General features: G+C 34.6%; 12 protein-coding genes. 4 read left to right on the top strand and 8 right to left on the bottom strand.

All coding sequences use genetic code 11. The features are described 5' to 3' along the window. Window positions 1-20: 20 nt before the first annotated feature. Window positions 21-218: a hypothetical protein gene (locus FHP04_RS02530; RefSeq protein ID WP_139854258.1), complete on the top strand. Its 198-nt coding sequence runs from the start codon at window positions 21-23 to the stop codon at window positions 216-218. A gap of 2 nt (window positions 219-220) precedes the next feature. Here the strand turns inward: FHP04_RS02530 and FHP04_RS02525 are convergent, their stop codons facing one another. From FHP04_RS02525 to FHP04_RS02515, 3 genes are all read right to left on the bottom strand, one after another. Beyond that, on the bottom strand, window positions 221-1,852 hold the full coding sequence (locus tag FHP04_RS02525; RefSeq protein ID WP_139854257.1) for a S41 family peptidase: 1,632 nt from the start codon (window positions 1,850-1,852) through the stop codon (window positions 221-223). After that, complete coding sequence (locus FHP04_RS02520; RefSeq protein WP_139854256.1) at window positions 1,852-2,286, bottom strand: deoxycytidylate deaminase; 435 nt, start codon at window positions 2,284-2,286, stop codon at window positions 1,852-1,854. Before FHP04_RS02520 ends, FHP04_RS02525 begins: the two co-directional genes overlap by 1 nt. Before the next feature lie 209 nt (window positions 2,287-2,495). Beyond that, entirely contained in the window at window positions 2,496-3,074 is a 579-nt protein-coding gene (locus tag FHP04_RS02515; RefSeq protein WP_139854255.1) for a HupE/UreJ family protein, read from the bottom strand. A 345-nt stretch (window positions 3,075-3,419) separates the two neighbouring features. Between FHP04_RS02515 and FHP04_RS02510 the strand changes: the two genes are divergently transcribed. The 3 genes from FHP04_RS02510 (at window position 3,420) to lipB (ending at window position 6,895) form a co-directional block, all read left to right on the top strand. Continuing rightward, window positions 3,420-4,799 carry a T9SS type A sorting domain-containing protein gene (locus FHP04_RS02510; protein WP_139854254.1) on the top strand — a complete coding sequence of 460 codons (1,380 nt, stop codon included), beginning with the start codon at window positions 3,420-3,422 and terminating at the stop codon, window positions 4,797-4,799. Between the two features lie 382 nt (window positions 4,800-5,181). Beyond that, complete coding sequence (gene lipA, locus FHP04_RS02505) at window positions 5,182-6,141, top strand: lipoyl synthase (protein WP_139854253.1); 960 nt, start codon at window positions 5,182-5,184, stop codon at window positions 6,139-6,141. A gap of 40 nt (window positions 6,142-6,181) precedes the next feature. Next, complete coding sequence (gene lipB, locus FHP04_RS02500) at window positions 6,182-6,895, top strand: lipoyl(octanoyl) transferase LipB (protein ID WP_139854252.1); 714 nt, start codon at window positions 6,182-6,184, stop codon at window positions 6,893-6,895. A 335-nt stretch (window positions 6,896-7,230) separates the two neighbouring features. Here lipB and FHP04_RS02495 read toward each other — a convergent pair whose 3' ends face one another. The 5 genes from FHP04_RS02495 to FHP04_RS02475 all read right to left on the bottom strand — a co-directional run bounded on the left by FHP04_RS02495 (window position 7,231) and on the right by FHP04_RS02475 (window position 16,236). Next, window positions 7,231-8,691: a hypothetical protein gene (locus tag FHP04_RS02495; RefSeq protein ID WP_139854251.1), complete on the bottom strand. Its 1,461-nt coding sequence runs from the start codon at window positions 8,689-8,691 to the stop codon at window positions 7,231-7,233. A 391-nt stretch (window positions 8,692-9,082) separates the two neighbouring features. Beyond that, the gene (locus FHP04_RS02490) at window positions 9,083-12,523 is read right to left on the bottom strand and encodes a DEAD/DEAH box helicase family protein (protein ID WP_139854250.1); all 3,441 of its coding nucleotides are present in this window, start codon (window positions 12,521-12,523) and stop codon (window positions 9,083-9,085) included. Between the two features lie 142 nt (window positions 12,524-12,665). After that, the gene (locus tag FHP04_RS02485; protein WP_139854249.1) at window positions 12,666-13,709 is read right to left on the bottom strand and encodes a restriction endonuclease subunit S; all 1,044 of its coding nucleotides are present in this window, start codon (window positions 13,707-13,709) and stop codon (window positions 12,666-12,668) included. Continuing rightward, complete coding sequence (locus FHP04_RS02480) at window positions 13,710-15,191, bottom strand: type I restriction-modification system subunit M (RefSeq protein ID WP_139854248.1); 1,482 nt, start codon at window positions 15,189-15,191, stop codon at window positions 13,710-13,712. It abuts the gene before it with no gap. Between the two features lie 94 nt (window positions 15,192-15,285). Then, window positions 15,286-16,236, bottom strand: coding sequence for a hypothetical protein (locus FHP04_RS02475; RefSeq protein WP_139854247.1), 951 nt, complete (start codon window positions 16,234-16,236; stop codon window positions 15,286-15,288). Window positions 16,237-16,245: the final 9 nt, after the last annotated feature.

Below are 16,245 nucleotides of genomic sequence, written 5' to 3'. Positions count from 1 at the left end.
GAATTCAATAAAATATTACTATGAAAGTATTTATCTACATCTTGATGGCTTTATCATTTGCCTTGATAATTTTTAACGCTACAAAATTAGAGTTCGACAACATCCTTGTGGGAGATAGCTCAGTTGCGGTATTCGGCATATTAGCTGGAATGTGCTCCTTTATCTTACTTGGTATATTATTGATATCTAAGAAGATAGCTTCTAAGGTAAAAAAATAATCTTACTCTTCTTTTTCTGAAGAATTAGCAGCTGCTTCTAACTCCAATACTTTAAGTAGCATAGGATCTGCTTCATTGAGAATAATCTCAAATTGATTAGGACCATATAACTGTTGCGCAATATTTGCTTTTAATAATCTTTTTAGCTCTTCAGTATAGTTAGACAAATCTATCTGCGCTTCGTTAAGTCGAGCGTATTCAATAAATTCAGTAGATAAACTATCATCAGCCTGATAATTATTTCTGAAATCTTCAAAGTTCATTCCTTCAAATTGAGCTCTGTTCTTTTCGAGATATTCAAAAATAAAATAGCTCATAAACCCACTTTTTGAAACGTATTGTAGGGTTTCATTTTCCACACTTGTATCTTTAGGGACAAACACATCTGGTATTATTCCCCCTCCACCATAAACAACCTTTCCTTTAGGAGTCGTATACTTTAAAGAATCGGCAACTTTAATACTGTCTAAATGAATCAACTCACCATTTCGGTAGCGTTTTTCATAATCGCTATAGTAATTATCATTCCCATTGCCATAAGGACGTTGTATAGAGCGGCCAGTAGGAGTGTAATAGCGTGCAATTGTTAGTCGTACAGCACTTCCATCGCCTAACGACATTTCGCGTTGCACCAAGCCTTTTCCAAACGATCTTCTCCCCACAATAACACCTTTATCATTGTCTTGGAGTGCACCAGCTACAATTTCACTTGCCGAAGCTGAATTTTCGTTAATTAGAACATAAATTTTTGCATGATGAAACTCGCCGCGACGGGAAGCGTAGGTTTTGTTTATATCACCACTTTTATTTTTTGTGATAAGAATAAGCTTGTTATTTTCCAAGAACTCGTCTACTACTCTTTCTGCAGTAGAAATATACCCACCAGGGTTATCACGAAGGTCTAAAACCAATTTAGATACACCGTCTTCTTTTAATTTTTCTAAAGCCCCTTCAAACTCTTTATAAGTAGTTTCAGAAAAACGGTTGAGTTTTATATAACCTAAATCATCTGTTATTTTATACGAAGCATCAACACTAATAAGCGGCACTTTATTTCTTCGTACAGTTATATCAAGGATTTTCTTTTCGCTTGGACGATAAACATCTAAAGCGACTTTGCTATTTATTTCTCCTTTTAAATAACTAGATATACTGTCGCGATTAATTAATTCGCCAAAGAGTTTTTTCCCATCGGCATACAGAATACGATCACCACCTTTGATACCCGCTTTTTCAGCTGGCCCTCCTGTAATTGATCTTATAACAGCTATAGTGTCTTTATAGATGTAAAAACTAACACCTATCCCTGTAAAGGCTCCACGCATATCATCGGCAGTGTGTGCGTAGCTTTTCTTCGGAATATAAACCGAGTGAGGGTCAAGGTTTTCAAGGATTCCATTTACTGTAACATCAACAATACTGTCTGTGTTTACATTATCTACATATTCGTAGTCGATGTAGTCTATAAGTCTGTTAAGTTTATCCTTTTTTGAACTAGTTGCAAATATTTTTTCAGTTTTGTCTCCAAAATTGAATTTTGAACCAATAAATACGCCAATAGCAAGTGCTAATCCAACCCACAGTGGTAAGTATTTTTTGTGTTTACTAAAATTTGTGGGATTATTGTCTGTCATTATTCTGTTTCCAAATCTGGAATATGTTGAATGCTAATTCCCGCCTTCTCTAAAAAAGCTATGCCAGCATTATCTTTATACTCATTTAAATATACTACTCTTGTTATACCTGCTTGGTGAACTAATTTACTACATTCCTTACATGGCGACATAGTAATATATAGCGTTGCGCCTTCACACGACTGTGTACTTGAAGCTACTTTTAAAATTGCATTAGCTTCGGCGTGTAATACGTACCATTTTGTTAAGCCTTCATCATCTTCACAACAATTTTCAAAACCTGTTGGAGTACCATTGTAGCCATCGCTAATAATCATCTTATCCTTAACAATAAGCGCACCAACTTGTTTACGCTTACAATAAGATAACTTACTCCACTCTCTTGCCATCCTTAAATAGGCAATATCATATTTACGTTGTTTACTGTCTTTCATACATTTAAATAGATAGCGAAATTAGCAGGAAGTTACACTACTACCAAAAAAAATAATGTTAAGTTGTTGCAAAAAGAACCGAAGAGCGAGAAGGTTATCAATTAAGAAAAGTGCTGTGTTAAATGTGAATCAACACCGTTGAATTTTGAAAACGTCAAGCTATACTTCTGTTTTACTTCCCTTTTCTCTATAGTGCTGCGTCCCTTCTATTAAAAAATCCAATTATCAACCAGCATCGGGATTACCATTCCTATTACAATTGAAGATAAAACCAAAATCCAATCGCGTTTATTGAAGCGGAAGATACTTTGAAAAATAAACGCAAAAATCAGCAAGACTATTACAACTATTATTTGAGCCGCCTCAATACCTAAGGCAAATTGTAATAGTGGAAGTAGTTTTCCTTCACTTTCTAATGCAGTAAAGAATGTTGCAAAACCCAATCCGTGTATTAATCCGAAAAATAATGTCAGCACATAAAAAACAGTCATTTTATCGTTTTTCTTATGCTTTTTGGCAGTAATCAAATTATAAACAGCCGCCACCAAAATAGTTATTGGTATTAAAAATTCAATAACACTACTTGAAACACTTATCACGTTATAATTTACTAATACTAACGATAGCGTGTGTCCTATGGTAAATAGAGTAACCAAAATTAGCAGCCTTTTCCAAGATGAAAATGTATAAGCCGCACTAAGCACTATTAAAAATAAAACGTGGTCGTACGCTCGCCAATCTAAAACATGGTTTAGACCTAGATTAAAATAAAGCCAAAAATCTGACATTGGGGATAATAATTATGGTATTACGCCAAATATAGAGATAATGTAGAAGAATACGCTTATATTCTCAACTCAAATATTTAGATATATTTACTAATTCTAGGTGTTTAACAATTGGTTTAATAAATTATTTAAAGAAAAGGGCTTTATTTTTCATTTACATCATTCTACACAATACACTTAAATTTTAATACTACTAATTACTTTATTAACATTTTTCCTATTGAAAGTATTTATTATTCATTAAAAAGGCAATAAAACGCGTGTTATCGCTTATCATTACAGCTATTTAAAAATATTTGAGTTTGTTATTTTTATAATAGATTTGCGGAAAATCCCTTAATTTAAATGATGAAAAAACTACAAATCTTTTTAGTATTATTTTTGGCATTCACAACCTTTGCCAAAGCACAAACTTATCCTACAACATCTTGGAGCGATCTTGCTGATACAAGTTGGTACGATTCTGCACAAGATGAATTTACACTTGCTACTGCAGAAGAGTTAGCTGGTTTAGCTCAATTGGTTGCAGACGGAAACTCTTTTGATAGTAAAACTATTATAATTGGTGCAGACATCGATTTGGATGGGAACTTATGGACTCCAATTGGTGTTGAATTTGAAATTCCTTTTTCTGCAACTGTAGAAGGAAACAACCATATTATAAGCAATTTGTGGGTTAATATGCCAGAAGAGGAAATGGCAGGACTTTTTGGACATACTCAAAGTGCTTCTTTTTCAAATATTCATATTGACACTGCAAATGTAATTGGCGATGATAATACAGGGTCTTTAGTAGCCAACCTTTACGACAATGGATCAATTACAAATTGTAGTGCTATTAACGTAAACGTAACTGGAAAATATACAACTGGTGGATTAGTTGGTGGATTTTTAACGAACTCTACTATCACTAAAAGTCACGCAATTGGTAATGTTACAGGTACGCTTCAAGTAGGTGGTCTTGCTGGGACAGGTTTTGATGCTTCTGCTGTAATTGAATGCTACTCTGAAGGTACGGTAACAGCAGATCTTCTATCAGGTGGTTTAGTTGGTTCTTATCCTTTTGGATTTTCAGGAACTAGCACAATAGACAACAGTTATTCAAGATCTAATGTGGTTGCTAACGTAGAACGCGCAGGTGGTCTTATTGGTGGTGGAGACAATGGATTAATAATTAAAAATGCATATTCTACTGGAACAGTAACAGCGCCTGATTATGCAGGTGGATCAATTGGATTATTTGGTCAAATAGTAGTTGAAAATTTGTATTTCGACACAGAGTCTTCTGGAATGACAGAGGGCGTTGGTGGAATTCAAGGGCCTCCAGTTACTCCAGACGTTACTGCACTTACTACAGCCGAAATGAAGTCTGCTGAAACAGTAGATTTATTAAACGCAGGTTCTCCTGAAGCACCTTGGGCTATCGATTCAAGCGTTAATGAAGGCTACCCTGTATTAAACTTTGTTTTAGGTGTTCAAAACAACAATTTTGATGCAACTGCAGTAAGCGTATATCCTACTGTTTTTGATTCTGAATTTACAGTTTCTTCTACACTAGAGTTAGATTCATACCAAATTTATAATATCTCTGGCGCTTTGATTTCTAGTGGAAAATTAAACGGAAAATCTACAAAAGTTTCAGCAAGTAATCTCTCAACTGGTAATTACATCCTAGCAATTCATTCTGCTGAAGGAATGATAACTAAAAGAGTAATCAAAAAATAAATTGAATTTTTAGTAATTCTATTTTTAACATAATTAAAATCCTCAGGCACGTTCTGAGGATTTTTTTATTCTAATAGCTAGAACATTGGTTTACATAAAAAAATTATTTTAATATTTTATCTCTACCTATTAATCCCTAAAACTGTTTTAATATAAAAGCACATCTATTCACAATATAAATATTTGCTTTAAACAAAATTCTGATTAGCAACAGCTCATTGTTCTATAACGCCTTAGGTATTTTTAAAAGAATACCTTCTGTTACCCGGTTACAGTTTTTTTAATGTGAATGCAGTTGAAAAACTCTTAAGTAAAATCTGTTAGGTTTTTCGAGAGAAATCAATCTGTATATTTTAAATTAGCCGAAAAATAAATATTGAAAATGAGTACATCACCTAATTCCATTCAAGATCAACTAAAGGACTCTAGAGAAGAAGGAGAACAAGCTTTGAAATTTAAAAGAAAGCCAGTTTGGTTAAAAGTAAAATTTCCTTCTGGAGAAAACTTCACTAAAGTTCGAGGTATTGTAAACGACAATAAACTACACACCATTTGTCAAAGTGGAGGTTGCCCGAATATCGGCGAATGCTGGAATGCGGGTACAGCGAGTTTTATGATTCTTGGAAACACTTGCACACGAGCTTGCAAATTCTGTAATGTAAATACTGGTCGTCCCGATGCAATAGATGTTGGAGAACCCAAACGCGTGGCAGAAGCCATTTTAAAAATGAAAATAAAACACGCTGTAATTACTTCGGTTGATAGGGATGAATTAGAAGATTGCGGATCAACAGCTTGGGCAAATACCATTCGCGTTGTAAAAAGAATGAACCCCAACCTAACTTTGGAAACTCTAATTCCAGATTTTAAAGGTGTTGAGGAAAGTATACAAAGAATTGTGGATGAAGCTCCTACTGTGGTGTCTCATAATCAAGAAACCGTTCGACGGTTATCTCCTAGTGTTCGTCCGCAATCCAAATACGATCGAAGCCTTTTTGTACTTAAATATCTAAAAGAAAATGGAATGCGCACCAAATCCGGAATTATGTTGGGATTGGGAGAAGAATTTGATGAAATTTTAGAAACCATGCGCGATCTTAGATCAGTGGGATGTGATATTATTACCATTGGTCAATATTTAAGACCGTCACAAAAACACTTACCTGTTCAACGATTTGTAACACCTGAAGAGTTTCTTCAGCTACGAGATGAAGGATATAAAATGGGATTTGATTATGTGGAAAGCGGACCGATGATTCGATCTTCTTACCACAGTGAAAAACAAACGATTCCGGGATACGGAATTAACACTTGGAGAGCTGCTCAGGCTAAAAAAGCTTAATTTCTAAATTCTTCAATGAAGTTTAACCATTATTAAGGCTATGAATCAAGTTAAATTAAAAAGTTTGGGCACCATTGCTTATAAAGATGCGTGGGATATTCAGGAAGAATTATTAAAAACAGCGGTATCGAAGAAAGCTAGCTCAAATGAGTCGGATGAAGTTGAAAATACTTTGTTGATTTGTCAGCATCCACACGTTTATACCCTAGGGAAAAGCGGGCATCCAGAGAACTTATTATTCAGAAAAGAAGAACTCGAAAAAAACGGAATTGAATTTTATGCCACGAATCGTGGGGGCGATATTACCTACCACGGGCCAGGACAACTTGTAGCCTATCCGATTTTGGATTTAGAAAAATTTGGAAGCAGTATTCACCTCTACCTTAGAAATCTAGAAGAAGCTGTTATTCAAACGCTTCAGGAATACGGAATTAAAGGAGAAAGACTAAAGGGATACACAGGAGTTTGGATAGAACCTGAAACGTATCGAGCACGTAAAATTTGTGCAATCGGCGTTCGATGTAGCCGATGGGTAACCATTCACGGACTCGCTTTGAATGTTAACACCGATTTATCTTATTTTAAAAACATTGTTCCCTGTGGAATTACGGACAAAGGCGTAACTTCAATGAATATTGAATTAAATGGGAAAGTAGACGAAAACCAACTGTATGAAGTTTTTATTCAGAAATTTAAAGAGGTTTTTAACGTTGAAATTACCAAGGCTCAAACACTATCAACGGCTATAGAATAAACTTATAGAGGTCGTTATTTATTGAAACATGAATTTGCTGTGATATAATTTAGGTTTACACATCAGTCTTGAACTTAAATATAGAAGCTACTATATTTGGTGTGACATATCGAAAAACAGAAACACAACTAAAAGATAGTGAATGGTACAATTGTGATATTGAAGATATTTTCAGAAAAAATTCACTAGAATAGTACCATAATCGTTTACTTTCAATTTGTTTATTATAATAGCTGGAAAGAGTTCCTCACTAAGTAACCTTTTAAAAATTCATCTGGATCAATTTAATTTGACCCAGATGAATTTTAAACATTACACTCAACACTTCAGTATTTTTATTCAGCATCATTATCCTTACCATACATCGAACCATTCTGAACACTAGTTGCTTGACTACGCCATTCTTTCTTACCAGACTGAATAATCTTTACCCCAGTAAATCCCAGAGTATTGCGCTCATCATCAATTGGATAGTTGCTAATCAAGATTCCATATTGATATGGAATCTTTTTGAAAAAAATGTTACCGAAATCGGAGTCTAGCGTACAATTCCAGTTTTTATATACACGATTGCTGGATTGATTATATCCCGATGCAATACGAACTGTTACACCTTTTTGGTTAAAGCGTGTTCCTTTTGTAGAAACATCATAAAAGTGTGATTCAAAATAATCTAATAAACGGTGATATGCCTCATCATCAATAATCGATAATTTTTCACGCCCTTCCTCTGTTAACATCTGTTCATAAGACAAGGTATCTATGTCCTTCACTGGTATAAATGAACCTTCTGCTTGCATTTTCACAAACTTAGTATGCGTGCTTAAACCTTTCACATTTTCATTATAGAGAGTATTACGCCATTCTTCATCTGCGAAAATCTCCCAATCTTGTTCAAATTGTGCATAATGCTTTAATAGCCCAAGGCTACCCATTAACTTAAAATTTCGGTTGTTATGATATCCGCAAAAACGACCTGTAATTCCTTGAGCTCCATTTGCTAATTGCTTATCTCGTGGCTCAATACCAAAACGCACTTTCTCTTTAAGAATACCCAAATCTTTACCAGCCGTTAGTGCTTGCACGATAATTAAAACAACTCTTTGACCTCTTTTCAGTATTAAATCTGAAAGCTCTTTTATCCCCTCATTTATACTAAAATCACAAGTCGGATCAGAGCCAATCAAAATTGTAGTGCATTCTTTCCTATATTTATCGCGTAATAACCTTCTTAATTCAGTTGCTCTCGAGGTATTGGACTCGCGAATTATACCTAATCCACTATCAAAAGTGTTTAAGTAGTTTACATACTCTATCGTTTTGGGATGAATATTGTAAACTTTTTCACCATCAACATCCTGAGCTTGTATTGGTCTAAAGCCTTGAGGTATATCTTCGATAACATTATCTTCTAACATTTCAGAAATTCCGTAGTATTCTGGTGGTCGAACACCAACAATTACATCTACATCAGACGCACCTGTAAAATGAGCATCCAAAATATCATATGGTGTTGCACTAACAGCTAAAAGTTTAATATCTGGAATACGACATCTCAATTCTGAAAAAAATGCTAACTCGAAGGAAGATTCTATACCAGAACCATACTGATCCTCATCACGAACAATTAACTGCACATCATATTCATTAACCACTTTATGCGGGTTAGGGTGATTAAAGAAATCACTCATTTTCATAACCTTCAAAACCGAAGGTTTCTTGTCTCCAGTAACGCAATCAAAAAATTCACGTTCAAGTACGCGACAGTTTTGTTCGTATAAATCAGTATCTCTCATACTAGTTACAAACAGTATAGATTCATACTCCTTGATTAATCCTATTGCGGGCAAGACATAATTACATAAAAAATAGATTGTTCCGGATTTCCCGCTCTGCATAGATGCAACAAATGCCATATTTTGGTTGCCCTCTTTTACAGAAAGTCCAATGCGAAGTGCATTAATTATTTGATTTGGAAAAATACCGGTTCTTCTGGCATTATTTAATGTGTCCACTATATTCTCTTCTAGAGATTGTGGTGCGTCTAATTGCTTAAGAAGAGTTTCTATCTCAGAGTCCCAAAAATTTTGATATGCAGTCATACAAACAGTTTTAAAGATTAATACTGCAATGATACGACACAACTATGCATTGAATCTGCACAGATGATTTAATTGGTTTAATAATTTAACCTATATTATTATTCACGCTATCAATTATTGAAACTATTTCACGAACTTTATTATCATCAAACAAACCAATAATACCATTATCACTAGCCTCGTTAAATGGCGGTTGCGTTAGAAGCTGCTTCTCTAGAGTACCATTTTTATTGAGGTAATTAATTAGGGTTTGAATAAATGTAATTTGTACTGGCTTTAGGTTTTTATCTTCAATGAAATTTGAAAATAGCTTATTCACAGCTTCAATGTCTAAGCCTACGATACTTCTAATAAATTGACCTAGAGGCTGAGCGCCGTATTCCTTTTCGTACTCCTCTTTTGTGCCTAATTCGTCATTGAACAAAAACGATTCTAACAACTCTAATTCTTTAGGAGTGATAGGAATATTTTTATGAAGTTTATCTATTACTAAATGAGATTTATTTTTACGTATAAATGCCTCTACCCTGTCCTTATAACTTTTTAACCTTGAATACGTTGGCATTATATCCACCTCAGCCACTTTATGTAGTTGAATTTCATCTGCTAAATCGGTGTAGACAGTTTTAACTTCTTGTTTCTCTATAAATTTTAGTAAGTCTCTTAACTCTATTCTAATATGTTCAACCACATTTACATTGGTGTTCTTCCAAAATTCTACTTCTTGGATCTGTCTAATCAATGGTAGTTTTTCTTTAACCTTTGGAATATTTCTTTTCTTTTCCAAGCTATGTGCTATCCCATAAATTTGTTTCACGTAAACCTCTTCTCCCTTCTTATTCCCTGAGAGAATCATGAGTTGTAAGTTAAGCGCTATGAGGTCGAATCGTTTGGCGAGCTCATCATCACCTTCATTATATGGTGCCAATCCAGATAGGTTAGCACTTAAATCAAGCACATCGCCAACACTTAAATTATTCCAACGATCACGACTGCTAAATTCAGTTACAAGCGCCCAGTGCTTTCTAACTTCAAATCTTTCCTGGTCTAGACTACTAATTATTTCATGAAGTTGGTTGGTGTAATTCTCGGCCAACTCATCCTCTTCGGGTGTTGACTCGGTATTATCTCTAACAGCCATTATTATATTTAATTTGGCTTCAAATACTTTTTGAGATAAGGTTTTAGTGGTTGTTCCTTTAATTCCGTCTGGAAACTCATTAAAAAAGCTAAAGTTATCACAAATGTCAAATATTATAAAGTGTTCTTTGTCCATGCCAGGACCAAACAAATCAGGTCTTAATCGCGTCCCTCTACCAATCATTTGCCAAAACTTAGCATAGGACTTTACCTGTTTAAAAAACACTAAATTTACCACTCTTGGTGCATCTACACCCGTGTCCATCATATCTACAGACACAGCTATTTGTGGTTCTAACTCTACTTTATCTTCACAGAACTTTTCAAGTAAATCCTGGGCTTTAGATTCATAATTATCGATAACCCGTAAAAACTTTCCTGAATACTCCGGATAGTTTTTATTAAAACGCTCTTCTATAAATACAGCATGTTTATGATTTTTAGCGAAAATGATGGTTTTCCCCAATTTATCTCCACCTTCTACCTTAATCCCGTTATTCATTAAATAATCTAGGACATCATCAATTGTTTTATTATTAAACAAAAATGAATTTATAGCAGATTTACTAATTTCTATATCTTCATCATCTTCTGAAACTTCATCTGCAAAAGTTTCTTCAAACTTTAGTTTATCTTCTTCTGAAAGCTCACTGTACTTTATACCCTCATGGACAAATTTCACAGGCACATTAATAGCCTTTGGTGGCACTAAAAACTTATCTTGAACAGCTTGATTAAGTTCATAAGCATAAGTTGGGTTATCATCTTCAATATTAAATAATGAATAGGTGTTTTGATCTATATCCTTCTTAGGCGTAGCCGTTAATCCAATTAAAATAGCATCGAAATACTCAAAAATTGCTCGGTATTTTTGATAAACAGATCTATGCGCTTCATCAATAATAATCACATCAAAATGTCCTGGACCATAAAACCGACCATCCTCATTTTTAAGACTATCTATTCGGTTCATTATGGTTGGATAAGTAGAGAACACTAATCGCGTTCCGTTATCCTCTTTTTCTTTTGTAAGATCTATAGCGCTTAAATGCGGAACATGTTCTTTAAAAGCATTTTTGGCTTGTGTGACCAAAGCATTTCTATCGGCTAAAAACAACACGCGTTTAGCCCAATTGCTTTTGGTTAACATATCTACAATAGCAGCTGATACTCTTGTTTTACCACTACCTGTAGCCATCACTAATAAAGCTTTTCTGCCTCTTCCTTTAAGCTCATTCTGGCTTGTTGTTACCAAGGCTTCAGCAACTCTTTTTATGGCTTCAAGCTGATATGGTCGGCCAGCAATATCTCTATTGACTTGAAAATCTCTTAAATCTTTTCGAGTGCTTCGGCGCTCTATTAAATACTGAAGTTCATCCTTGGTATAAAATCCGCTAACCTCCCGTTCAGGATAAAAAGTATCATCCCATACATGTGTTTCAAACCCGTTAGTATAAAAAATGATAGGTCTTTGCCCTGTCATAGCCTCTAAGCAATTAGCATACAAGAATGCTTGGTGCTTACCATTTTTAGGACTGTGTAGTGTTTTTTTAGCCTCTACAACGGCCAATGGCATGCCATTATCATCCCAAAGCACATAATCTACATAACCAATGCCAGAAGGATTTACAGACTGCGGCATTCCAGTCACTTTATATTCTAAATCCCTATGTAGTTTTAGATTATCCCAACCTGCTTCTTTAAGCAATACATCAATGAATAATTTACGAGTTTCAATCTCTGATGTTAACTCTGGGATTTTCTCTTCAAAATCAACTTCAACCTGACGCTCCTCTTTTCGCTCTTTTAGTAAATTTTCTTGCTTTTGAACTTGTAATCGTAGTAGGTCGTTTTCCTTTTGAAGTTCGAGTGTTCTTTCAAGTTGTTTTTTCTTCTCTGCTAATAACTTCTCAACAGCTTCCGATTTCTCCTGAAGCTCTTTTACCGTTTTATCGTTAAGTTCACCTGTAGGAATTAATGCCTCATTGAATGGTGGAATATCTGGGCTTTCTTCGTTATAGTTAATACCAACAAAAGAGAGCAATCTAAAGATACTTCTAAGACAAATTAGTGCTTCCCTGTTATTAACTCTTTTACCGTGCGCCGCATTATTGCCTATTTTTCTAACTAAGGTTAACTCATTAAGAAAGGATTCTTTTATATCATTTTTAAAATCTTCATGATACATTAAAGCTGCTAAAGTGGTATCATAAGGTCTTTCGTAATCTGGGTCGTTATCGTATAGCCAGTTTAATGTTAGTTCTAAAACCACCCTAGACTGTAACGCGGCATATTTAGGTGCCTTAAAAACGTATTTTTCCGCCTCAACCGCTTCTTTAAACAGTTCAGGGAAATCTTCTTTTATGAATTGAAAATTACTTTGCATAACTCTAGTTAGAAAAACTAAAATAGTAAGAATACACTATAAACCATCATATTAAACCAATCATTATTTAACTAAAATCTTTAAAAACCCATAATATCTTTTGTTTGGTTAGCTATAAAATTCTAAATAAACTTTGCTAACCTTATACCAACTCTCCTTTAAAAGCCTTTTGTAACAAGCTATTAAACAATTCCTCGCTTTTTTCTAAGCTTTTTTGAGCCAGGGCTTTTTGGGACTCTATGGCTTGAACACGTTCTGCGAATTGATTTTGAAGCTCGTATGGAGCAAAAATAACCTCCAATTCATTTAAAGTGCTAACATTAAGTCCCGGTTGAGCAGCTCCAGTTGCAAACCTGTTTAAGTTTATTAAGTCAAGTAAATAGTAAAGCCAAATAGTTTTATACTTCTTTTTAGGAGTACACACTATCGCATGTTCAGTTGCATGAAATTTACCAGTGGCAATTTTCACATTTCCACACAATGCTCCTTGTCTACCTATTAAAACAAAATCACCTTCATGCGTAAATGAATTAACAAAACCTCTTAATCCATTTCCTCCATAACATAAATAAAGCTCATCAACATAATCTGAATGAATTTCTGAAGCCCGTACAAACTTACCTGCCTTCATATTAGTTACTAACCCAAGCTTTTCATAATCCCATCCCTTTGGGTTCGTCACAGGATCCCCAAACATATCCAAAAATAGACTTTGTGTAAGGGCGTCATATTTTTCAATGAGTTGTTTGTCTAGTTGGCGAAGTTTGTCCGCTTCATCTAGAATGGCCGCTATTTTTTTTTGGGTTTCTAGAGGAGGAAGCGGGATTTTAAGTTTCTGTAAATTCTGTCTAGTAATCTGAGGTTGAGCTGAACCAGAAATCACATCATCTAAGCCCCTAAATTCTAAATAATTCTTAAGAAAAAACATATCAACTTCATCTGACAAATTATCTAATGCCATTGCATTACCATTTACATAAGAAAATGGCTCAGAAATATTTATAGTTCCACAAGTCGCTCCCCTACATGTAATTAGTATAGTTGAATTTTCATGTGTATATTCATTATAAAATCCTATTTTCCCATTTGCACCATATACTGGATAACCTGACTTTTTAAGGTTCTTAGCAGATATAGTTTTCCACTGTTTTGGACTACAAATTTTTGTTAATAAAACCTCTTTCATTTAGTTTATTAATTTTTCAAGAGTTGTTAATGCTACTTGCCTTTTTTTATCAAATTCTTTAATAGAATCAATTATAGATTTAGGTGCATCATACTCAATTTCCTCGTAAACAATTTCCTTATAGCGATTAATTGATATATCCCAATCGTTCTCTTTAATCTCCTTAAAAGGCACCATAAAACTATGGTCTGTACGAGCTCTATCAGCTTCTCCCTCTAAATTTTTAAAGCGTTTTATGATGTCAGGAATATCATTTTCTTTAATCTCAGAACGTTTGTCATCTAAACTATACCCATCGGCTTTCATATCATAAAACCAGACATTATCTGTACCACCAGAATTGGTTTTGGTAAAGAATATCACAGCAGTACTCACCCCAGCATAAGGTTTAAACACTCCGGAAGGCATTGAGATTACTGCTTCCAATTTTTGGTTATTTATCAACTCCTCACGGATACTTTTGTGGGCATTACTACTACCAAATAAAACACCATCTGGTACAATAACTGCTGCACGCCCTCCTACTTTAAGCGTACGTAGCATCAGGCTCAAAAACAGCAATTCTGTTTTCTTGGTTTTGGTGGTTTGCAGTAAGCTACTTTCTACCTCATCATAATCTAAACTTCCTTTAAAAGGCGGGTTTGCTAGAATTAAGGTGTATTCGTTTTCTATATCAGCATTCGCTTCGCTCAGTGCATCTTTACCAATAAGCACTGGGGTTTCCATACCGTGCAATTGCATATTCATAGCCGCAATACGCAACATAGACGGGTCGAACTCAATCCCGTTAAACATCTTGGTATTAAAATGTTCTCTAAAGGTTTTGTCTTGAAACCAGTCGTTGTGGTTATGATAAATATACTCTCCTGCACTCACTAAGAATCCCGCAGTTCCACATGCTGGGTCGCAAATAATATCATCCTTTTTAGGTTGGGTCATTTCCACCATCATATTAATAATATGGCGTGGCGTACGGAACTGTCCGTTAGTACCTGCTTCCGCAATTTTAGAAAGCATATACTCATAAAGATCCCCTTTAGTATCTCTATTATCTAATGGCAGTTGGTCTATTTGTTGCACCACCTTATCCAATAACTTAGGCGATTGAATCATGAAAATTGCTCCTTTCATAAACCGCGCAAACTCACCACCTTCAGCGCCAATAGTTTTCATAAAGTCGAAAGCTGTAATATCATTAAGCTCCCGCTGTTGCTTTGTAAACAAATCAAACATCACTTCTGGGTCCTTATTTTTAAAATTTGACCAACGCAATGCGCTTTGTTCCTTGGTATATATAGGTTTTTCAATAGGCAACCCTAAAAGGTTGGCCTGCTTTTCCATTAGAATCTGCTTATCATCTAATTGCTTTATAAAAATCAGATAGGTAAACTGTTCCACTACAGTTAATGGGTTGGATATTCCTCCTGTCCAGAAGTCATTCCAAATTCTATCTATTTTACTTTTTGTTTCTCCGGTAATCATATATTTTGTTTAATTTTATAAAGGTATTGGTTATAGTACTATATTTTATACGGGATTCCGCATGTATTTTGTTTTATTGAATCTTTAAGTGTATTTAATCAAAATATTCAACTTCTCTTTCGAGGATTAGGACTGGTTTGTTGTTTTCGAAATATCTTAATTCTGTCATGTTTCCATATTCATCATATTGATATTTATATTCTTTTTTATATAAACCGACTTTTGATTGTTTTAGTTCCACCAATATATCTCCCTTAGCGTTGTAGGTGCTAATTGTGGTTTTGTCATCTTTTGTATTATGAGTAATAGATTGTATTAGACGATTATCTTCAAATATACTTAAGCTTGTATAAGTGTAATCTGGATTAAAAAACCTGTCTTCATAAAACACCCTTTTGCCGGTGTCTTTTAAATACTTGCTTGTTGTTTCGCGTGATATGTTTTCATTTTCGTCCTTAACGATAAACTTTAATTCGTTTCCTAGACTATCATATTCGATTGTGTTCTTGGTTACATAACCATTCCTATCTTTGTGGCTAATGACATTCCCTCTCTCATTAAATTCGGTGTGGCTTTTTAAACTCATAGTCGCACCGTTTTTAATATAAACCTTAAATTCTTTAATGATATTGTTATAGTGATATTCAGAAATCCATTTTTCTTGTAATTCTCCCTGATGATTAGTTTCTGACATTTCCACTTCACAATTTTTGTCATCGTATTTGAAGGTTCTGTTATGTCCGAGTGGTCTCTCGCTAACGTCAGTAATACTCAACAAATTTTGATTGGCGTCATAAGTCCGGGTGCTAATTAAATCATCACCAGAATAGGTTTCTATTAAGTTGTTGTGTTCATTATAAATAAACCTAGCTTTTCCTTGCGCAATTATATTTCGGTTTTTATCAAAAACCCTGTTTCCGTGTGGGAAATGATAGGAGGTTCCGCGTAACCTACCCTTTATCAATTTCCCATTTTCTTCGTTTAGCCAATAGGAGTATTGGGAGTAGGATTTTACGTTTTTAGTGACTTGGGAAAGTTCTTTCATAAATCTTAT

The sequence above is a fragment of the Aequorivita sinensis genome (assembly GCF_006346335.1).
In the GTDB taxonomy this organism is placed as follows: domain Bacteria; phylum Bacteroidota; class Bacteroidia; order Flavobacteriales; family Flavobacteriaceae; genus Aequorivita; species Aequorivita sinensis.
The sequence above is the reverse complement of the archived record's forward strand: the minus strand, read 5'-3'. Positions and strand labels throughout refer to the sequence as shown.